This is a genomic window from Virgisporangium aliadipatigenens (assembly GCF_016863615.1).
Classification (GTDB): domain Bacteria; phylum Actinomycetota; class Actinomycetes; order Mycobacteriales; family Micromonosporaceae; genus Virgisporangium; species Virgisporangium aliadipatigenens.
Genome location: NZ_BOPF01000010.1, coordinates 304,730 through 325,295 on the forward strand (window position 1 = coordinate 304,730; position 20,566 = coordinate 325,295).

At 73.0% G+C, this 20,566-nt stretch carries 13 protein-coding genes; 3 read left to right on the forward strand and 10 right to left on the reverse strand.

Features of this window, described 5'->3' with window-relative positions; genetic code table 11:
• Nucleotides 1–27: 27 nt before the first annotated feature.
• The 7 genes from Val02_RS17185 to Val02_RS17215 are packed head-to-tail and all read right to left on the reverse strand — an operon-like array spanning nucleotide 28 to nucleotide 14,217.
• Nucleotides 28–1,134 (reverse strand): metallophosphoesterase family protein, encoded by a 1,107-nt coding sequence (locus tag Val02_RS17185; protein WP_239153055.1) that lies wholly within the window; start codon nucleotides 1,132–1,134, stop codon nucleotides 28–30.
• Nucleotides 1,131–5,369 carry a hypothetical protein gene (locus tag Val02_RS17190; protein ID WP_203900064.1) on the reverse strand — a complete coding sequence of 1,413 codons (4,239 nt, stop codon included), beginning with the start codon at nucleotides 5,367–5,369 and terminating at the stop codon, nucleotides 1,131–1,133. The genes Val02_RS17185 and Val02_RS17190 overlap by 4 nt, the downstream gene beginning before the upstream one ends.
• Nucleotides 5,366–6,571, reverse strand: a complete 1,206-nt coding sequence (locus tag Val02_RS17195; RefSeq protein WP_239153058.1) for a glycosyltransferase family 4 protein — start codon at nucleotides 6,569–6,571, stop codon at nucleotides 5,366–5,368. Before Val02_RS17195 ends, Val02_RS17190 begins: the two co-directional genes overlap by 4 nt.
• Complete coding sequence (locus tag Val02_RS17200; RefSeq protein ID WP_203900065.1) at nucleotides 6,568–7,374, reverse strand: glycosyltransferase family 2 protein; 807 nt, start codon at nucleotides 7,372–7,374, stop codon at nucleotides 6,568–6,570. The genes Val02_RS17195 and Val02_RS17200 overlap by 4 nt, the downstream gene beginning before the upstream one ends.
• Nucleotides 7,371–11,837, reverse strand: a complete 4,467-nt coding sequence (locus tag Val02_RS17205) for a hypothetical protein (protein WP_203900066.1) — start codon at nucleotides 11,835–11,837, stop codon at nucleotides 7,371–7,373. Before Val02_RS17205 ends, Val02_RS17200 begins: the two co-directional genes overlap by 4 nt.
• Complete coding sequence (locus Val02_RS17210; RefSeq protein ID WP_203900067.1) at nucleotides 11,827–12,909, reverse strand: glycosyltransferase family 4 protein; 1,083 nt, start codon at nucleotides 12,907–12,909, stop codon at nucleotides 11,827–11,829. The genes Val02_RS17205 and Val02_RS17210 overlap by 11 nt, the downstream gene beginning before the upstream one ends.
• A 24-nt stretch (nucleotides 12,910–12,933) precedes the next feature.
• Nucleotides 12,934–14,217, reverse strand: coding sequence for an MATE family efflux transporter (locus Val02_RS17215; RefSeq protein ID WP_239153059.1), 1,284 nt, complete (start codon nucleotides 14,215–14,217; stop codon nucleotides 12,934–12,936).
• A gap of 122 nt (nucleotides 14,218–14,339) precedes the next feature.
• Between Val02_RS17215 and Val02_RS17220 the strand changes: the two genes are divergently transcribed.
• The 3 genes from Val02_RS17220 to Val02_RS17230 are packed head-to-tail and all read left to right on the forward strand — an operon-like array spanning nucleotide 14,340 to nucleotide 18,676.
• Nucleotides 14,340–14,858 carry a hypothetical protein gene (locus Val02_RS17220; RefSeq protein WP_203900068.1) on the forward strand — a complete coding sequence of 173 codons (519 nt, stop codon included), beginning with the start codon at nucleotides 14,340–14,342 and terminating at the stop codon, nucleotides 14,856–14,858.
• A 48-nt stretch (nucleotides 14,859–14,906) separates the two neighbouring features.
• Nucleotides 14,907–16,547, forward strand: a complete 1,641-nt coding sequence (locus tag Val02_RS17225; protein ID WP_203900069.1) for a thymidylate kinase — start codon at nucleotides 14,907–14,909, stop codon at nucleotides 16,545–16,547.
• On the forward strand, nucleotides 16,544–18,676 hold the full coding sequence (locus tag Val02_RS17230) for a hypothetical protein (RefSeq protein ID WP_203900070.1): 2,133 nt from the start codon (nucleotides 16,544–16,546) through the stop codon (nucleotides 18,674–18,676). Before Val02_RS17225 ends, Val02_RS17230 begins: the two co-directional genes overlap by 4 nt.
• On the opposite strand, the gene Val02_RS17235 is transcribed toward Val02_RS17230, so the two are convergent.
• The 3 genes from Val02_RS17235 to Val02_RS17245 all read right to left on the reverse strand — a co-directional run.
• Entirely contained in the window at nucleotides 18,666–19,487 is an 822-nt protein-coding gene (locus Val02_RS17235) for an alpha/beta hydrolase (protein WP_203900071.1), read from the reverse strand. The two genes, Val02_RS17230 and Val02_RS17235, sit on opposite strands and share 11 nt — an antisense overlap.
• A 28-nt stretch (nucleotides 19,488–19,515) precedes the next feature.
• Complete coding sequence (locus tag Val02_RS17240) at nucleotides 19,516–20,343, reverse strand: helix-turn-helix transcriptional regulator (RefSeq protein WP_203900072.1); 828 nt, start codon at nucleotides 20,341–20,343, stop codon at nucleotides 19,516–19,518.
• 30 nt (nucleotides 20,344–20,373) lie between these two features.
• Nucleotides 20,374–20,566, reverse strand: a 193-nt coding sequence (locus Val02_RS17245; protein WP_203900073.1) for a hypothetical protein, incomplete at its 5' end; no start/stop codon positions are given.

Here is a 20,566-nt window from a genome sequence, read left to right on the forward strand (position 1 = left end):
CCATCGGCCCGTCGTCGGGGGACCTGACTAAAAACACATCGCCTCGCCCTGGTCGGTGATCGCGACGCTGACGCCGTCCTCGGCGGCCCCCAATGCGTGGAACGCCCACCGGTACCGGTCCTGCATCAGGGTCAGCTCCAGGACGCCGGAGTGGTCGTAGTCGACGTGCTCGCCGACGAGTTCGGGCGCCGGCGAGCCGTCCTCGCGCGGGTAGTGCGCCTGACCGCCCACCCCCACGACGAACTGCGTCACGCCGTGCGGGTTCGGCCGGCCGTCCGGGTCGAGGCGGGCGAAGCGCTCGTAGTCGGCGTCGTGGCCGGAGAGCACCAGCTCCGCCTTGTGCTCGTACAGCGTGGCGTACAGGTCCTTGGTGCGCAGGTCGGAGCCGCCGAGGCCGCTGGAGAAGCGGGGATGGTGCCAGAGCGCGACGACGCACTTCTTCCGGTTGGCCGACAGGTCCGCGTCGAGCCACTCCTGCTGCGGCGAACCGCGCAGGCACCCGCCGGTGACGGAGGTGCAGTTGGAGTTCAGGACGACGACGTGCCATCTGCCGACGTCCTGCGACCAGTAGCCCTTGGGGTCGCGGACCCGTTCGCCGAAGTAGGCGGTGAACGTGTTCGCCTCGTGGACCTTGTACTCCTGGTTGCCGAACGCCGGGATGGTCTGGTTACGCAGCCGGCCCCAGGACGGGTTGTACACGTCGCGGTAGGCGTCGGCGGTGGGCAGTTCGTACTGGTAGTCGCCGAGCCCGAGGAGCACGTCCGGGTTCATCGCGGCGGCGATCTCGGAGACCTCGGCGTGCCGGCAGTAGCCGCCCTCCGCGTCGGAGTTCGCCAGGAAGAGCGGATCGTCGGGGTCGCACGCCATGTCACCGGCGGCGACCGCGCGGATCGTCGTGGGCCCGTCCGTGTCGCGCAGCAGGAGGTAGACGATCCCGATCACGATGATGAGGAACGTCGCCAGCGCCGCCTGGGCGCGCTTGTCCTTCCGGAACCAGCGCACCGGCCGGGAGCCGCGCACCCAACGCGAGGCGCGCAGGAGATACGGCAGCGGCGACCACCGCTCGGTCCCGACGTCCTTCCGTTTCGGCGGCGGCTGCGCGGCCGCGGCGGGTGCCTTCTCCTCCTCCGTCACGCCGCCCTCCTCCGGATCAGTGCGAGCGCGTGGGTGAGCGCTCGGGTGCTCCAGCGCCGGATCGCCCTGGGGCTGAGGCGTTCGACGCCGTTGATGCGGCACCGCCGGCCGTGCCACATCCACGCCAGGGACGCGAGCACGCCGATCGGCAGCAGGTACAGGCAGAACCGGGAGATCCGCGACGGGGTGTACACCAGGGTCGCGTCGACCGGGCCGTCGATCGCCCAGCCGTTCATCCAGCCCTGGAGGGTGATCGGCGTCGCGTTGCCGTTCTCGCCCTGCACCTGCCAGCCCGGTGCGGCGTTCTCGGCCAGCGCCAGATACGAACCCCGCGGGTCCGGCACCTCGACCGCGAAGTTCGCCGGGTTCTCCTTGTGCCAGCGCACCTCGGCGGGCGGCGGCAGCTCACCCTCGGCCTCCCGGACCAGCACCACCGTGCTCGTCGTGTACACCGGCCGCAGCTTCACCTGCTTGTACTCCACCTGCGACTGCTGCTTCTCGGCGATGTCGCGCAGCCCGTACAGGTACACGCGGGTCTCCACGGCCGACGGGTCCGGCGGGAACAGCGCCTCGTACGGCGTCCAGCCGTCCCACACGGCCACCGTCGGCATCGTGCGGCACCGGTCCGGCCCGCGCAGGTACACGCAGAACTTCGGGTTGCGCACGGCGACGCTGCGCGCCTCCATCGACAGTTCGTACAGCGACGAGGCGCCGAACTCGGGCGCGGTGGCGGCGATGCAGGCCAGGTGCCGCACGGCCCCGAGCGTGTAGGTCACGTCGCCGTCCGGCCCCACGTCCTGCCGGCTGGTGAGACCCGCCTCGTCCGGGGTCTGGTCGTCGTAGCGGAAGCAGTCGGCCAGCGGCTCGAACGGCGACAGCACGCTGCCCGCGAGCCCTCCGGTCACCTTGATCTCGTGGGAACCGGCGGCGAGGTCGACCGACACCGGCGCCACAGCCGGCGGCCACACCGTCGTCGTCTCCACCGGGTCGAGCGCGTCGATGCGCAGCCCGCGGTACTCGCTGGTGGTGCGCGGCTTGAGCCGTTCGCCGACGTCGGCGTGCAGGATGATCTGCATGCCCTCGGCCCCCTCGGCGATGGAGACGATCCGCTCGTACGGCGTCCACTCCTGCGTGTTCACCGGGCGGGAGGTGAGCTCGCAGCCGTCCGTGCCCATCTGCCACACGCAGATCTGCGGGCGTTCGCCCTCGACCTGGCGGTACTCCAGGCGGATCCGGTAGGTGCGCCCGGGCTTGGCGTCCTTCACCGTCACCTGCGTGCACGCGCCGTGGTCGAGCGCCGACAGACGCACCACCGTCCCCTCGTCGGTCTCCTCGATCTGGCGGTCCAGTTCCAGTTCGCGGCGAGGTCGCGGCTCGTAGTTGTTGCAGTCGTAGACGTCGGAGAACGGCGTCACCTCGGCCGGCTGGGCCGACGTGGTGTACATGGTGAGTTCGGTCGCCGAGCCCACGGCGACGGTGGGCCGGTTGGCGGCGTCGGCCGTCTTCCCGGCACCGCGCCACCCGTCCAGCGACACCGAACGGGTGCCGGCGCGCACGGCGACGACCGGGCGTTCGGGCAGCGGCAGCGTGAGCGGCGGGCGCGTGGAGACAACCTGCCCGTCGACCAGCACCTCGGAGCGGTCCTCCAGCACCAGCTGCTGATCCGCGTAGTTGACCCGCGGGGTCAGCACGGCCGGCGCCCGGGAGCGCTGCGCGACGGTGAACCGGCCGGGCTCCGTCAGTTCGAACGAACTCGTCGGCTCGCCGCTGTCGACGGCCGGGACGGGCCAGTGCACGATGTCGTCCGTGAACGCCACGCTGTCGTCCACCCGCGGGCTCAGCGCCGGCGCGGAGGTGTCCTTCGGGGCGGCGATCGCGGTCGACGGGTCGACGGTGGCGATGGTCGCGGCGCCGGCGTCGGGCCGAACGGGCGCGTTCAGGACCCGGTTGTAGGTGCGCACCGTGGGGCTGCTGCCGTCGCCGACCTGCCACAGTTCGAGCATGCCGTCGCCGACCTTCGTAAGGCCCGGGACGCGGGCCATGGCCGCCGACAGCACGCGGTCGTCGGCGAAGTAGCGGTTGGGCAGGCCGCGCACCAGGTCGTGCCGGATGATCACCTCGGAGACGCCGAGCGCGGCGAGCAGGCGCGGCACCGGTTCCAGGTCGCCGGAGACCAGCGCGGTCTCGATGCCCTGCACGTCCGAGTTGAACCCGGGCACGTCGCCGAAGTAGCCGTCCGGCTTGCGCTGCACGACCGGGTGCTGGATGAGCAGGTTCGCGATCGAGTCCACGCCGAAGAAACCCCACGTCGTCGGCATCTGGTAGTAGTCGTCGAGCGGCAGCACCAGCACCTTGCCCGGGCGCGGGTCGGCGTCGATGCGTTCCGCGACGTCCCACCACTCCTGCGGCACCCGGACGTGCGCGGAGGGCTGGGTCGGGCGTTCGTCCGGGATGACCGAGCCGGTGATCAGGGGATACGGGCCGAGCAGCGCCAGGATCAGCGGCGCGAACACCGCACCGTAGGCGCCCCGCTGCCACCAGCCGGGGTCGCGGGTCAGCGGGCGCGTCCGGATGCGGTGCAGCATGCCCTCGACGTACACCGCCAGCAGCACCCCGAAGAACGACACGAGCAGCTGCCCGAGCTTGCTCATCGGCTCGCGGAACAGCCAGAAGCCCGGCACGTACGTGTAGAGGAACATGTTGAACGCGGAGAACGGCGGCCGCAGGCCCTTCGCCAGCACCACGAAGACCACGACCAGGCCGAGCAGCGACAGGGCCACCCGGCGGCGCTCCCGGATGGCGACGCCGGGTGCCAGGAACACCAGCGCCGGCAGCAGGTAGCGCACCCACACCCAGTACGGCTGGTCCAGTTCCTCGGCGAAGGGCAGATACTGCGGCTTGAACCAGGCCCAGTTGGCCACCATCGTGAGGATGTTGTGCGGCAGGTTGTTCACCTGGGACCAGGACCAGTTGGTCGGGTCGGTGAACGTCGCGTTCGCCGTGGCGCCACCGCCGCCGGTGTATCCCTGGGCCAGCGGCACCAACCAATAGACGTTCAATATCAAAACCCAGGGCGTGGCCTTGAGGAACCACCAGAGAAGGCGCACGGCGGCGGGACGTCCCAGAACCATCGCCGCGACGAGCGGCGTGCCCGCGACCGCCCACGCGTAGGCCACGACGAGCATCGGCGGGTTGAACCCGAGGAACGACGTGGGAATCAGCGCGAAGCCCGCGATCGGCGCCGGCACCCGCCGGCCCAGCGCGACCCGCATCGCGATGCCGGTCATGAACGCCACGATGCCGACGGAGATGATGTTCAGCGGGTTGGGCAGCCGGGTGAGGAAGAAGCCGTTCATGACACCGAACGCGCCCGCCGCCACGATGCCCACCTCGCTGCGCACGAACGCGCCCGCGAGATACGCCACGCCGAAACCCACCAGCCCGTAGATGCACGTGTAGAACAGCCACTGGGCGGTGTACTCGGTCAATCCGAGAAAATGACAGATGTTGATGAGAATGAACTCGGGCCCACGCGCCATCGTGTAGCCGGCGGAGCCGGCGCCGGTGATCTGGTGGTTCCACGACCAGTTGACCTCGGGAGCCCACCCCCGCCGGATGAACGCCCCCATGTCCCCGGTCGCGATGAACGTGCCCGTGCGGAACCACTGGCTGACGATGAACGACGAGATCGCGAAGACGACGACGTACGGCCGCGCGGCGAGCCAGCGGCGGCGGCGCTTCTGCGCCGGGGTCTCGTCGCCGGGCTCCGGCGGCCACGCCCAGGCCAGTCGTTCCCTGAGGTCGACGAGCCACTGCGGGGGTGGGGGTTTCGGACGGCGGGGGGCGTCGGCGGGGGCGGCCTTCGCCAGCAACGTCTTTGCGAGCAGCCCCTTCGCGATGGTCTTCTGGTGCGTGCCGTTCGTCCCGTTCTTCGCCGGCGCCTTCTTTGCGGGCGCCTCCTTCGCCGGTGTCTTCTTTGCCGGGCCCGCCTCCGTCGGCGCTTTCGGGTCGCGCTCGGCCAGTGTCGTCCTGGCGCCGCGCTTCGTTTCCGGCGCGTGTTGCGGCGCGGCGCCGGGCGTCTGCTCGGTGCCGTGCTCCGTCGCCGGGCCGCGCTGCTGCTCGGGCGCGCGCTGCCGCTCCGCGCCGCGCGGTGCGGGCAGCGGCCGATGGCGCTTCGCCCGCTTCGCGTTGGCCCGTCCGGGTCGGTCGGCCGGTCGCCGACTCGGCTTGCTCACCTCTCCTTGGCGCCCCTGCCGCTCACGCCGGCGTACGCCTCGGCGGTGACCTCGGCCGCGCGGTCCCAACCGAGCCGGTGCCGGACGGACTCCACCCCCGCCTCGGCGTAACGCCGCCACGTGGGCTCGTGGGTCAGCAGCCGCACGATGCCGCGCGCCAGCGCGCCCGGTTGCGCGGGCGGCACCGCGATGCCGTTGACGTTCGGCTCCAGGACCGCGCGCACGCACGCGACGTCGGTCGCCACGACCGGCAGTCCGACGCTCATCGCCTCCGCCACCGCCATCGCCGGGGGAGAGGTGGTGTAGTCGAACTTGAACGGCCAGGTGCCGACCGTCGCGTTCGCCAGTTCCGCCAGCAGATCCGGGACCGGCTCGGTGACGACCTCGATGGCCTCCGTCCCGCCCGCCCGGCGCAGGATGTCCGGCAGCTCCGGCCGGGGGATCAGCAGCAGCCGCAGGGTCGCTCGCGGCACGTGCCTGCGCACCTCCGGCCACGCGGCGAGGAGCGTGTCGAGTCCGCGCACCGTCTCGGCCCGCCCGGCGAACACCACCACCGGATTCTCTGGGTCGTACACGGCCCGGCGTTCGTCGCTCGGTGCGCCGGAGGCCAGGCGCCGCACCGTGATCCCGGCCCGGCCGGTCAGCCGCCGGGCCACCCGCGGGTCGGGCGTGAGCACCGTCGTGGCCCCCGCCCGGCGCAACGCCGTCGCGGCCACCGACGTCGGCAGCACTGTCGTCAGGAGCACCCGCGGCTGCAGAACGTTCGAGCTGCGCATCTGCGACCAACCCGCCCGCCGCCACGCCAGCGGCCCGGGCACCGTCGGCCACGCGTACATCGTCAGCATCGTGTGGAACCGCCGCAGTCCGGTCAGCGCCGCCTGCAGCGGGCCGAGCGCGCCGGCATGCAGGTGCACCACGTCCGGCCGGATCCGGTCCAATGTGGACTCCAACGCGCTCGTGCGCCCGATCGGGAACGTCGCCATCGCGCCGCCGAGTTCGTGCGTTCCGGCGAAGAGGTCGGCGCTGTCGTGCGCGCGGGTCGTCACGAGGTGATGTTCGCCGGGGACGCGGGTGACCGTCTCGGCGACGGTGCGCCCCATCGCCTCCTTCGCGGAGAACTCGGCGATGACGTGCGCGATGCGCAGGTTCCCCTTGCGATCCCCGTCGCGGGAACGCACCTCCGACTGCCTGACCTCACTCATGGCTGCCCCGCCTTACGCGCGTCACGGATGCCGAGCACGAGGCCGGCCGCCTCGGTGGCTTTCAACGTCACCATCCCGGCCGTCAACACCGGATGCCTGATGAGGCGCAACGGATCCCGCAGCAGCGCCGTCCGCGTGAACTTCCGCGTCGCGCGGCCCTTCTGCATCCGCATGTAGCGGTCGATCCAACGGCCGTAGTAGCGCTTCTTACGGAACGTCGTCCGCAGCGCGATGTGCCCCTCGTCGTGCCAGATCCAGGCGTTCACCCGGCCGACGCGCGCGCCCGATGCGGCGGTGCGGTCGGCCAGGTCCCAGTCCTCGGCGGCGGTCAGCTCCTCGTTCCAGCCGCCGAGCGCCTCGATGACGTCGCGCCGGAACGCCCGGGGCGCCTCCACTCCCGGGTCGCCGACGTACAGGTCCTTCTCCATGACGCGGCAGCGCACCAGGAACCCGTCGCCGAAGCTGCGTTCCGGGATGACGAGCGCGTCCACGTCGGGTTCGCGTCGGAAGGCGTCCACGATGGAGTGTGCGAGGTGCGGTTCCAGCACCATGTCGGAGTCGATGAACACCACCACGTCGCCGGAGCCGATGCGCATGCCGTGGTTGCGTTGGGCACTGCGTTCCGGCCCCCGGTCGGCGAATTTGTCCGCGTACCGTCGGGCGATGCGGTCGGTGCCGTCGCTGGAGGCGTTGTCCACCACCACTATTTCGACATCCTCGTGCGTCTGGGCCCGCAACGAGCCCAGGCACGCGTCGAGAGTCCGGGCGGAGTTCCGCGTGGGAACGACGAACGACACCCTCATGCGGGTTCCCCTTCCGGTGATTCGATCGGCTTTTCCGGGGGCGGAGCGGGTTCGGGGACGCGGAGGGCCAGGAGGCCGAGCGGCACCGAGACGGCGGCGAGCGTGACGCCGACGAGCGAGGCGTAGAAGACGGCGTCGATGCGGCCGAACGCGTGCGCAGGGCCGGAGAGGATGAACAGCACCGAGGCGAGCGCCAGGGGAGGGCGCCACAGGTTGACGCTCATCTCGCCGAGCGAGTCCAGCCGCACCCGGAACTGCCGCGCCAGCCACGGCGGGATGGGGATCCTGCGCTTCGGCGCGGGCCCGTCGTCCCGGACGGGCTCGTCTTCCGCCTGCTCCTCAGCAGGGCGCTGCTCGGCCTCGTGCGCCTCCCCGGCGGACTGCCTTTCCGTTTGCGGCGCCTCGTCGGCCGGCGCGGCCACCTCGCGGCGGTCCGTGTCTGCGGGCACGCCCGCTTCCGGAGCGACCGTGTGCGCGGGTGCCTCTGCTTCGGCCCGGGCGCTCGGCGTCGGCTCTGCAGTGGCGGGCGCGGCTGCGACGGCATCGCGGATCGGCGCGGGCCGGTCGGCTCCGGTCTTGCGGCCGGGGGTCTGCGGGCTGGTTTCTGGCCTTGGGGCCGATGCGGGCTCCCTGGGCAGCGTGGGGTCCAGCGTGCGGGCCGCTCTGCCGTGCAGCCCCGGGTCGGGCGGCGCGGTCGGCCTGCGGAGCAGCGCGGCGAACTGCGGCAGCACGGGCTTGCGCAGCCAGGCCGGCAGCTGCTGCAGCGCCGGTATGCGGGAACGGACCGGCCCGCCCCGGTCGGTCGGCGCGGCGGCCTGACCGGGCTCGGCGAGCGCTTTCGGTGCGGTCGGCTCATCGGGCAGTTCCTGAGCGGCCGGTGCTGCCTGTTCCCGAGAGGCCTCCACCGCGGGGCCGGCTTCCCGCAGCGCGGGCCTCCACGGCGGCGCCGCCGCATGCCGGAACGCCGGCGCGTGCAGCAGCGCCGGCTCTATCCGCTGGGCCCGATCACGCCCGGGCGTGACCTTCGCAGGCTGCGCGACCTCACGCACCACCGCCGGCTCGATTGTCGGCGGCGCGGCCTCGGGCGGGAACGCCGGCCTGCGCGCCTGCGTCCACATGCGTGGCCGGGGCGAATTGACGCCCGGCGCCGGCCTGCGCGTCCGCGTCGACGGCCCTTGTTCTGACGAGGTTCGCGGTGAATCCTGGGTCGCCGGTGTCGTCGGTTCGCGTCGGAACTGCGGCTCAGGTTTGTGCAGCAGTACCGGAGGGGCCGGTGGCGTCGGCACGTGGGGCGGGGACAGGTCGGGCGCGAGCGCCGGTGAGGGCTCGTGCGGGAGCGTCGGTTCGGGTGCGGCCGCCGCTTCGTACCGGAGCACCGGCTCACGTACTGGAACTGCCTCGGCCTCGGGTTCCGGGGCTTCGAGTGTGGGCTCGTCCCGGAGCGCCTCGGATTCCGGCGCTTGCGGCGTCGGCGCCTCCGACGCCCGTGCCTCGGGTGCCGGTGCTTCCGGCGCGGGCGGTCCGGCGGGCGGAGCGGCTCCGTGCGGCGGCGGCGTCGGTGTGGGAGCCGCGAGTGGCGACGGCTCGTCGGGCGTCGCGACGGGGGCCGGGAGGGTGCTGTGCTTGCCCAGGTCTACCGGCTTGCGTGAGCTTTCCGGCTGGCCGGCCGGGGCTTCCTCGGCGCCGTGGGCAGGGTCCGGCGTTTGCGTTTGCGCCTGTGGCGATGTCGGGTCGGCCGATAGCGCACGCTTGCGGGGTTGTGCGGCCTTGCGGGCGCGGGTCGCCTTGCGGGGTGGTGCGGGTGCGGGCTCGGCCGACAGCGTGGGCTCGGTTGATGGCGCTGCCGGGGTTGGCGTTTCCCCACTCGACGGCGCTCCCGGGGACGGCGTCTGCTCGATGGGCGGTGTTGCTGTCGGCGTGCTGGGCGTTGGCGTTTCGAGCGGCGGGGTCGCCTCCTGCGCCATCGGCTCGCGCGGTGGCATCGCAGGCTGTTCCGTGGTGGGCCCGGATGCCGTCGTGGGCGCAGCGGCCGGGGTCGCGCGCTTGCGGGGCTGTGCGGTCTTGCGGGCTCGGGTGGTCTTGGCCGGCGGCTCGGGCTCCGAGGACAGCGCCGCCTCGGGTGCCGAGAGCGGTGCGTCGGAGGACGCCACGTCCTGCGGGAGCGCCGCAGTCGGGGTGGGCTCGACCGTCGCCTGTGCCGGTGAAAGGGCGGCCTCCGCCGGTGCTGTCGCCTGCTTGCGTGGCGCTGTGGTCTTGCGGGCGCGTGTGGCCTTCGCGGGAGGTGCCGGTTCCGGCTGGGGCGACGGGACGGTCGGCGACATCGCGTCGGCCGGCGGCGTCGCGCCCTGGGGGGTCGCGTCCTGCGGCGGTTCGGGTTCCGGAGTCGGTGTGGGCTCCGCCGGCTGGGTGCGCTTGCGCGGCTGCGCCGCCTTCCGGGCACGGGTGGTCTTCGCGGGTGGGACGGGCGGCGGTGTCGATTCGGTGGGCGGCGTCGAATCCGACGGCGTTGCCTGAGCGAGAGCTGCCGGATCCGTTACCGGTGTTGTCCCGTCGGACGGCTCAGTCGTCGTAGTGCGCTTGCGCGGCTGGGCGGCATTGCGGGCGCGCGTCGCTTTCGCGGGCGGCGGTGGTGCCGGCTCGGTCGTCGAGTCCTGTGACGTAATCGGCTCGGTCGGCGGTGTCGCCTCATCCGGGACGGCCGGTGCGGTCGATGCCGCGCGCTTGCGGGGCTGCGCGGCCTTGCGCGCCCGGGTCGTCTTGGCGGGCGGTGTGGGCCCGTGCGGCGGGGCGGCGTCGGGGGCCGCGGTCGTGGCCGGCGGTGTGTGTCCGAGGGTCGGGGTCGCCTCGGGCGCCGCGGTCCTGGCGGGCCGCACCGACGTTTCCGCCGGGGCCGCGTCGGGTGTGGCTGCCTCGGTCAGTGGTACCGGTGTGTGCGGCGGTGTCGTTGGTGCGGTCGGCGGTGCGGGTTCGGGGGGCAGGGCGCGTTTGCGTGGCTGTGCTGCCTTGCGGGTGCGGGTGGCTTTCTTGGGCGCGGTCGACTGCGGCGCGTGCTCGGCCGGCTCGGCTGTCGCTTGCGTGGAGGGTTGCGGCGTCGACTCGGGTGCCGATGCCGGTGCGGGCTTCGGTGCCGGTGCGAGCTTGCGTAGCTTGACGGGCTTGCGCAAGTCCACGGGTTCGTGAGTCGAGGGAAGGTCGGGCGGCGGGGCCTGTGGTGCCGACGGCTCCGGCGCGGGTGTGTGGTGCTGCCGGGTCGCGGGTCGGTTGAAAGCGTTGGGCTTGCTGAGGTCCACCGGCGGGCCGGGCCGTTGCGGCGGGTGCGGGAAAGCCGATGGTCCGGGCGTCACCGGTCCCTGCGACGGTCGTGTGTCGCCGTGCACGCTCACGGGCTCGTGAAGTGCTTGTGGTCCGGGCTCCGGCTCGGGAGACAGCAGCGGCCCGTGTGGGGTCACCGGTCCGTGCGGGGACGTCGATTCATTCGGCGATGCCGGCTCTTGCGGGAAGGCCGCCTCGCCTGGGGAAGCCGAATCGTCCTGGGGCATCGGCCCGTGCGCGGATACCGGGCCGGGCGCGGGTGCCGGCTCGGTGAGGGCGTCGGGCTGCTCGGCTGCGGCGGGCGGCTTGACGACGTGGGGCGGGCCGAAGGCTGTGGGCGGGTCGAGGACGGCGGGCTGGTCGATTGCCGCGAGCGGACGGAGAGCGTCGAGCGGGCCGATGGCTGTGGGCGGTTCGACAACGGCGGGCGGGTCGATGGTCGTGGGGGAGTCGACGGTGTCGGACGGGTCGACAACGGCCGGCGGCTCGATGGCCGCGGCGAACTCGACGGTGTCGGGCTGGTCGATGGCGGCGGGCGGGTTGACGACGGTGGGCTGGTCGGCTGCTGTGGGTTCGGGTGTCGGCTCGGCCGGTGCCGTGGGCCGGCGCAGCCACGCGGGCAACGTCGGTCGCGGCAACGCCGGTAGGCGCGGCAGCGTCGGCCTCCGGGAACCCGTCGACGGGTGGGGCGGCGCAGCCGATTCGGCCGCCCGGGGCCGCTCTCCCCGCTCGTCGAAGCCGGTGGACCGGTCAGCGCCCGGCGCATGCGGCGTCGCCGTCTCGATGTCCCGTGGCCACTCGAAGGCGTCCGGCCGTCCGAAGGGGGGCTCTTCGAACGGTCGCGCCACGGCGTTCTGATCGAAGGGGGGCCGCCTGAAGACGCCCGGCTGTCCGAAGGCGGGCTGCTCGAACGGGGGCTCGTCGAGGGCGTCCGGCCGCTCGACCACGGGTGAGTCGTCGTCGGCGATCAGGTGGTCGTAGGCGCCGGGCTGGTTGACCGGCATGGCGTGTTGCTGTTCGGGGGCGGGCTGCTGCACGCCGGGCAGATCCTGGAGGCGGTTCTCGCGGATGGCCGCGCGATACTGCGCCCACTGTTCCGCTACCTCCGGATCGGGCTTTTGGCGACGTTCGAGCCAGTCCCTAATGCCCATGCGGGATCCGGGCGTGCTCGTCGACCGCGTGGAACAGCGTCTTGGCGACCTCGTCCCACGAGTGCGCTCCGCCGTACGGCACCGGCGGGATGCCGCCCTGCCAACGGGGGAGCAGCTCGACGAGCCAGCGGGCCAGTGCGTCGGGGTGCGGCGGCACGACCACTCCGCCGGCGGCCCGGGTGGAATCACGCAGCCCCGGAACGTCGTACGCGATCGTCGGCGTGCCGAGCGCGGCGGCCTCCGAGACGACCAGTCCCCAGCCCTCCCGCACACTGGTGGCGAGGTGCACGTGGGCCCGCGCCATCCGATCGTGCTTGACCTCTTCGCTGACCCGCCCGAGGAACTCCACACCGGGCGGTGCGATGGCGCGCAGGCGTTCCAGGTCGGGGCCGCCGCCGATCATCCACACCCGCAGGTCCGGAACCTCCCGCCGGGCCTGCACCACGGCACGCATCACGTCGAGCGGTCGTTTGTAGCCGACCATGCGCCCGCAGAAGACCGCGGTGGGGCGTTCCTCCTTGGCTGGGTGGGCCGGCAGCGGCGGAGGTTCGTAGCCCTCGGGGACCACGTGCACGTCGTGTGCGCCGAAGCGGGCGAGCGCGTCCCGGGTGGACTCCGACACGGCGAGGATCGGTCCGTGGCCCAGCCGGCGCAGCCAGTTCGGCTCGAGCACGTAGCGGCCCAGCAGGTCGGCCGGGAACGGGGCGTTGACGTGCCAGATCTCCTCGCACGTCTGGTGCACCAGGGCGATCGTGCGCGCGCCGTCGTCGACCCATTCGAGCGCGTGGAACGGCACGGTGTTCGTCTCGTCGATCACCACGTCGAAGCGGCCGCGCCCGTGCCGGCGCCACCACACGCGTGCCTCCCGGTACACGTCGTACCGGTTGCCGCCGCGCACGACGGTGTAGCCGTCGACGTTCTCGACGGCGCGCCGGCCGGGGACGGCGGCCGCGAAGAGGGTCACGTCGTGCCCCTCCCGGACCCACCGGCGCAGCACCTGCTCGGTGTACACCTCGGCGCCGCCGGCCGCGGGGTGGGCGAGGTCGCGCCAGTTCAGCACCAGGATCCGCACGCCGACCGCCTCCCTGTAGCCACTTCAGCGGCGCAGATCGGCCGTTGCGGGCGGAACCTGAGCCTTTTGGGGGAGGGGGCGGCGCCAGGCGCGTACCTCCATGACCGCCAGCGCCACCAGGGTCGGCCCGAGCGCCAGCACCGAAGCGGTGGCGATGTCGGCCGGGGTGTCGTGCCGGGCGTGGATCAGCACCACCTCGATCACGGAGCCGACCCACGCCATCGCGATGGTGCCGGCCCGGCGGGCCAGCGCGGCGTAGGTCAGCACCGTGACCATCGAGGTCACTGCGGCCACCGCCGACAGGAGTTGCACGAGTGGTCCCGAGCCCGGGAAGCCGTTCCCATAAAGGATCTTCATGAGTAGGGCGGGGGCGAGGGCGACGACGGCGCCGCCGAGGAGGGCCGGTGCCACGACGATGGCCGCGCCGCTGGCGAGGGCGCGGATCCGTCCCTCGCGCGGCCACGCGGCGACCAGCCGGGGGAACACGGCCGACATGAGCGCGGCCGGCAACGCCAGCACGGTCTTGGCGACGGTGGCGGTGGCCACGTACTGGCCGGAGGCGTCGCCGTGCAGATAGTGCCGGGCCATCAGCAGATCGACGGAGGAGAACAGGAACAGGCCGGTGACCGCCGCCGCGGCCAGCGTGACGGTCTGCAGCTTCAGCACGCGCGGCGGCGCGTCGCGGGAGGCGCCGGGATGCAGCCCCATGACGGCGAGAACGAGCGAGGCGGCCTCGGCGGCGACGGTGCCCACCAGCGCGCCCGTGACCCCGAACGGCGCCGCCAGCGCCAACCCCAGCGCGAGCCGCACGGCCGTCCCGACGAGGTAGGTGCCCGCCACCGTGCCCAGCTTGCGATGGCCGAGCAGCAGTCCCCGGGCGGCCGCCAGCACCGCCGTCGTCACGAGGTACGGCGCCAGCAGCACGGCGTCGATGAGCGCGTCGAGGTGGAAGTACTGCTGCACCGCCGGCGCGCCCACGAGCACCAGGGCCGCCGCAGGGGCGGTCCACAGCGCCACCGAACGCAGCGCGCGGTACGTGGTCGACAGCGCCGAACGCCGCCCGGCGACCAGTGCGGAGGCGGCCGCCTGCAACGCCCCCACCGGCACGCTCAGCATCGTCATGGCCGCCAGCACCGCGCCGAGCGCCCCGTAGGAGTCCGCGTCCAGGGTCCGCCCCACGACGGCGTGGAACACCAGGTTGCCGATGCTCTGCACCGCGACGGCGACGAGCAGCGGGGCGGCCGCGCCGCGTGCGGCACCCACGGCCAGGCGCACCAGCCGGTTGCCGGTCGGCGGGTTCTCCGTCACTCGTTCACGTTCCCTTCGTGGTCGGACGCGTCGCGGGCCCGTAGTTCAAGCGGCGCTCAGGGCTGTGGCAAGCGTTCCTCCAATCCATCGGCAGGGAAGGGCCGACGGTGCATGCTCATGACATGCGAGTTCTGGCAACCACACTCCGGAACAGCCGCTGGGTGACCTACCTCGCGGTTGCCTTCGCCGTGGGCGCCGCGCTGCTGTCGATCCCGACCACCTCGTCGACACCACAGAAGCACGCCACGGGCTCCGGTGACCTGCGGATCGCGTGGACGGCCGACAACTCGCGCCTCGAAATCATCGGCATCGGGTTCCGCGGTAAAAGTCCGGCGAGCGTGAAGGTCGGCGATGAGCCGTGGATCTCGCTGCACGCCGACGAGAACGGCACGGTGCGCATCGAGGCGCCCGTGACGACCGCGGCGGCCGGGAAACCCGGGGCCAGTGTGATCATTGACGGCCGCGCGCCGTCGGGCGCCTCACGAAAACTCTTCGCGGCGGTGCCGCCCAAGGCGAGTTCGCGCGGCCTGATCGAACTGATGCCGTGGTACGCCGGCATCGTGCTCACCGGCGTGGTGGTGGCCGGTGCGATCGGCCGCCGCCAGAAGCGTTCGGCCGACGCCGAAGCGGTCACCAAATAGCTCTGAAACACCAGTAAGACACCCGAAAACGGTTCATGCTAGGAGGAAATGAATGGCCACCACCTCTCGCCCTCGCGCGAGCACCGCCCCGACCGCGCCGTCGTACTGGCCGCAGCGGCCGATGCCGCGTCACGCGCCGGCCGCTGGGCCTGGCAGGGCGCGGCCGACGCGCCGGAACGCTGGATCCACGACACCGGCCCGAAGGACCTCGATCTCTGGGTGGACGCGGACCTGGTCCGCGACGGCCGGTTCCTCGGCGAACTGAACGGCGCGCGGGTAGCCGTCGCCCGGCACCCGCGCAGACTGCAGCACATCAGCCTCGCGTTCGAGACCGCCACCGGCCCCGCCGTCGTCGACGTGACCTGCGGGGACCTGCGGGTCGGGCCGGTGCTGCTGGTACCGGCCCCGGAGATCGAGGTCGACCCCGAGGCGCACCGGCTCAAAGGTGTCGCGGCCGTCGCGGACCTGTTCGTGCGGCCGGTCCTACGCGGTCGGCTCCCCGCCCCGGAACGCCTCACCGAGGCCCGCGCCGCGTGGGCCACGGTCGACGCGCCGGAACGCAACCTCTTCGGACACCGCCTCGCCGGTCAGCTCGGCACGCGCGTCACCGGTGACCTCTTCGCCGCGCTCGACGGCGCACCGCCGCATCCCACCCTGCCCCGCCGTGCCCGGATCCGGCTGGCGACGCGCACGCTCGCCCCGGCGAACCTGCCGGCGACGTGGGAGCAGCGCCGCACGGTCGTCCCCGCCGGGCCGGCCGCCGGGCCGCTCGGGTTGCGGGTGCGCGGGGTGGTGGTCGCGTTCGTCGGCACCGACGGCGCGGGCAAGTCCACCGTGGCCGAACGCCTCGACGCGCGGCTGCGCGGCTTCGGGCTGCCGACCGCCACGGCGTATTTCGGCATGGCCCGCGGGAATCTCCCGGGCGTGACGCTGGCCCGCCGCCTGCTCGGCATCCCGGACACGCAAGCCGCCCCCGGCGAGCCCGCCGAGCCCGCCGCGGACCGGACCGGAAACCACACGCCCGCCGCTGGCGGGGCCGGAAACCACGCGCCGACCGGAAACGACGCCGGAAACCACACGCCCGCCGCGGGCACGGCCGGGAGGCACGCGCCGACCGTAGGCGACTCCGGCGCCCGCGGAGTCGCCGGACAAGCGACCCGCGACCCGGCACAGCGCGCGCAGTCCGGCACCCCGCGCTCGGCCGGCCACGAGCACCCCGTCAGCACGCGCGGCCGGCTGGAGAAGCCGTTCCTGCGCCGCGCCGGCGCCTGGTTCTACGCCGCCGAGTACCTCTGGCGCTACGCCAGCACCGTGGCGCCGCACCTCTCCCGTCGCCGCGTCGTCATCGCCGACCGCTGGGTGTACGACCTGCGCGAGTCGCCGTGGCCCGGTTCGCTCGCGTCCTGGGTGGCCGAACGCCTCGTCCCCGCACCGGATGTGCTGGTCCTGCCGGACGCCCCGATCGACGTCATCCACGCCCGCAAGCCCGAACGCCCGCGCGCCGAACAGGAGGCGCAGCAGACCCGCTACCGGCGCCTGCTCGCCGAGCACCCCGCGCGTTACGCCGAGATCGTCGTGGACACCAGCGGCGACACCGATCCGGTCGACTCCCTCACCCCGCTGCTCAACGCCGTCATCGAGGCCGCACACGCAAGCAGGCGCAGAATCCGCGAAGCCGGGGAAACATGACGGTCCTGACCAGGCCGGTCCTCGGGGGCATCTCCCGCCGGGGCAGCCTGGCCAGTCGACTCACGGCGGAGACGGCGGTGTTCGGGTTGCTGGCCGGCATCGTCGTCGTGTGGCCGTGGACCCGGGGCGGCTATCTCATCCTGCTCGACTGGGTCAGCGGCCCGGACCAGGCGGTCACGCCCGGCCTGTACGGGTTGGACCCCACGGCGCTGGACGCCATGCCGTACCGCCTTGCCACGCAGTATCTGCGCGACCTGGTGGGTTCACAGGTGACGGCGTGGCTGTTGATTCTGGTGTACTTCCCCGTGGCGGCGGCCGGTGCCTCCGCGCTCGCGGGCGGCGGCCGGTGGCGCAGATACACCGCCGCCGGGCTGATGGTCTGCAATCCGTTCGTGGTGGAGCGGATCCGCGCCGGGCATGTGTCGTTCCTGCTGTCGGTGGCGATCCTGACGTGGCTCATCTCGTCGGCGGTGCACGCCCGGCGCAAGGAGAAGACGTTCGCGGCGCGGCCGGCCGGGTGGTACGCGCTGGCGATGGTGGTCGGTCCGCACGGGGCGTTTCTGGGTGGGGCGGCACTGCTCGCGGTCATGTTGCTGCCGCGTCCCCGCTGGTCCGATCTTCGTCGAACGGCCATGACGGTGGCCGCCGCCGGAGCCGTGTATCTGTATGCGGTGGCTGTGCTGCTCAATCGCGTTCCCACGATGAAAGTCACGGAACTCGACCTGACGGCGTATGCGACCAGATCGGGCCCCGGCGGCCTGCTCGTGACCGTGGCGTCGCTGCACGGCTTCTGGCGCGGCGGCGCGGAGCTGCCCCGCGACTACCTGAACCCGACCCTCGGCGCCTGCCTGCTGCTGGCCGTCGTCGCGGCGGTCATCGTCGGCGCGGTGCTGCTGTCGCGCCGCGACCCGAACCTCGGTGCGCCGATCGCCGTGCTGATTCCGGTCGGCCTCGTGCTCGGCGCCGGGATCGACGGCCCCGCCGGAGCGTTGTACCGCCTTGCGTTCCGCTACGTCCCGCTCTTCGAGGTGATGCGCGAACAGCAGAAGTGGGTGGCCCTGGCGGTCATCGGCTACGCGGTCGCGGTCGGTGGCGCGGTCGAGGGGCTGGTGTATCTCGCGCACCGGCACAACCACTGGGCGCCGCGACTGGCCGCCACGTACGGGGTGCTCGCCGCGTGGCTGGCCATCGCGGCGGTGGCGCCCGCCCTGCTGTGGGGGCTCGGCGGCACCATCTCGGCCAGCCGGTATCCGCAGGCGTGGTACCAGGCCGACCGGGAGATGGGGGAGGGGACCGGTGCGGTGCTCTTCCTTCCGTGGCACGGGTATCAGCCGTTCGGGTTCACGGACGGGCGCACCGTGGCGACACCGGCGGCGGCGTTCTTCCGGCGCCCGGTGCTCTCCAGCGACGCGGTCGAGATCGGCGCGCTGCGCACCAACTCCACCTCGAAACGCATGGCCTACATGGACAAGCTCATCGCCTCCGGCGGCGGGGGTGTCCACTTCGGACGGTTGCTCGCCCCGCTCGGCGTGGAGTACGTGATCCTGGCGCGGGACCGGGATCCCACGCCGTACGGCTGGGTGGAGCAGCAGGCCGACCTGAAACCGGTGCTGCGCACCGACGAGCTCGACCTGTACCGGGTCGACGCGGTGGGCACCGGCCGGGTGGTCTCGTCCCGGGTGGGCGGTTACGACGAGTCCGTCGGGTTGGCGGCGGCCGACCAACTGGGCACCGAGGCGATGATTCCGGGCGGCATCGCGGAGGGCCCGGTGCCGTCACGGACGTCGGGAAAGCTGCGCCGGGTGAGTTCGACGCGGTGGGTCGTCGAGCCGGGCGACGCGGGCTGGGCGGTGATTCCCGAGGAGTGGTCGCCTGGGTGGCAGTTCGGCGGGGGACCGGGGAAGCCGACCGCGGCGGGCACGATCGCGGTGTATCTCGGCGCCGGCGAGGCCGTCGTGGAGTACAAGCCGTGGCGGTGGTTGAGATACGGGCTCGCCGCGTCGCTGTTGTCGTTCCTGTTGCTGGTCGTCGGTGGCCTGGTGGAGCATCGGCGGGAACTGTCGGCGTGGTGGGCGCGGCGGGCCAACCGGCCGGAGCCGGAGGTCCGCCGCAACACCCTCACCCGATGATCGCGTCGACCAGCTTCCCCGGCATGGACAGGAACGGCGAGTGCGACGACACGAGTTCGACGACGCGTGTGGACTTCGCCGAGACGGCGTCGATCTCCCGGACGAACAGGCGCTGCAACGCCGCCGGCACCACCCGGTCCTCGGTGCACACGATGTAGCTGTGCGGCACGGATCCGTACCGTTCCGGCGTCACGGTCAGCGTCTCGACCGCCATGGCCGCCGGCCCCTCCGGGCTCACGTACGACAGGGCCGCCTCGGCGAGCCGCTCCTCGACATCGTGGTAGAACGTCTCCCGCGCGGCCGCCCGTCCGGCCGCGGTGCCGAGGTCCATCCGGAACGCGCCGACGGCCGCCGGGTCGGCGGCGAGCAGGCCGTTCACCCGTTCGCCGGCGTTCTCCGGGGTGGCCAGGTAGACGCCCACCGGGACGCCGCTCACCGGCGCGAACGCCGCCAGGTACACCAGGTCGGCGAAGAGCTCCGGCGCGAGTTCGGCCGCGGCGGTCGCCACCGCGCCCCCGCCGCTGTGCGCGACGACGATCGACGGGCGGCCCCGGCCGATGCGGCGCAGCTGCCCGACGAGGGTCTCGGCGGAGCCCGCGACGGTGACGTCGCGCAGCGGCGACGGTTCGGTTGCGAACGCAGCGGGGTCGAAGGGCCGCCCGAACAGGGCCGCCGGGGAGCGGAGCTTGAGGCCGTGTCCGTCCAGGTCGACGGCGACGGAGTGGATGCCCCGCGCGGCCAGCTCCTCGGTCACCAGGCTCCAGCACCAGGAACCATGCCAAATGCCGTGTACCAGCACAACGTTAGTCACGCGGCAAAGCTATGGAAGCGGCCGGACGCTAGCCACGTACCATCGATACGAGGCTGGCGAGCCGTTCCGTGGTGCCGGTGCCGGCGACCGGGTGCAGGATGAGCAGGCGCTGGTGGCCGTCCTGGCTCGCGACGACGGCGCATTCCAGCTCCAGGCGGCCGACCCGTTGGTCGTGCACCACCTTGCCGGTGCAGTGCAGCGCGGCGACCCGGTGTTCGTCCCACATCGCCGCGAACTCGTCGCTCGCCGCCAGCAGCGCCGCCAGCAGTGCCCTGGACGCCGGCTCGTCGCGCTGCGCCACGACGGCACGCAGGTCCGCCACGTAGGCGCGGCCGGCGTCGGTGTGCTGCTCCGGCGGCTCGAGCACGTGTCGCCAGTGCCGGTCGGTGAACCAGCGCCAGACCAGGTTCCCCTCCCAGCCGGGCAGGCCGGTGAACCGGTCGAAGAGGGCGACGTTGAGGGAGTTCTGGGCGACCACGGTGCCGAGGTCGTCGCAGATGAACGCCGGCGTCGTCGGCGCGCACGCGCGCATCACGGCGAGGAGGCCGGGATCCGCGGTGTCCGTCGCGGCGCGGGCCGGAGCGGCCTGGCCGGCCAGCAGATACAGGTACTCGCGCTCGTCGGAACTGAGGCGGAGCGCTCCGGCGATCCCGGCGAGCATCGCCGCGGAGGGGGTGGGGGCGCGGCCGCGCTCGAGGCGTTCGTAGTAGACGGTCGACATGTTGGCCAGTACGGCGACCTCGTCGCGGCGCAGCCCGGGGGTCCGCCGCCGGGTGCCGTACGGCACGCCCGCCTCGGCGGGGGACAGCGCCTCGCGCCGTTTGCGCAGGAAGTCAGCTAGAACGCCCCTGGTCATCCGGAGATTTTCCCATGCGGCGCAGCGGACTCAGAAGGTGCGCACCGTCACGGCGCCGTGACGGATGCGGCCGCCGAGCAGGCCCTGCACGCGGGCGTTGTAGCTGCGGTTGCCGTGGTGGCGGGTGTAGATGCCGAGGGTGTCGCGGATGGTGCGGAGGATGGCTTTGGTGCCGACGGTGGAGCCGGCGGTGCGTTCTTCGAGGCGGACGGGTGCGGGGACC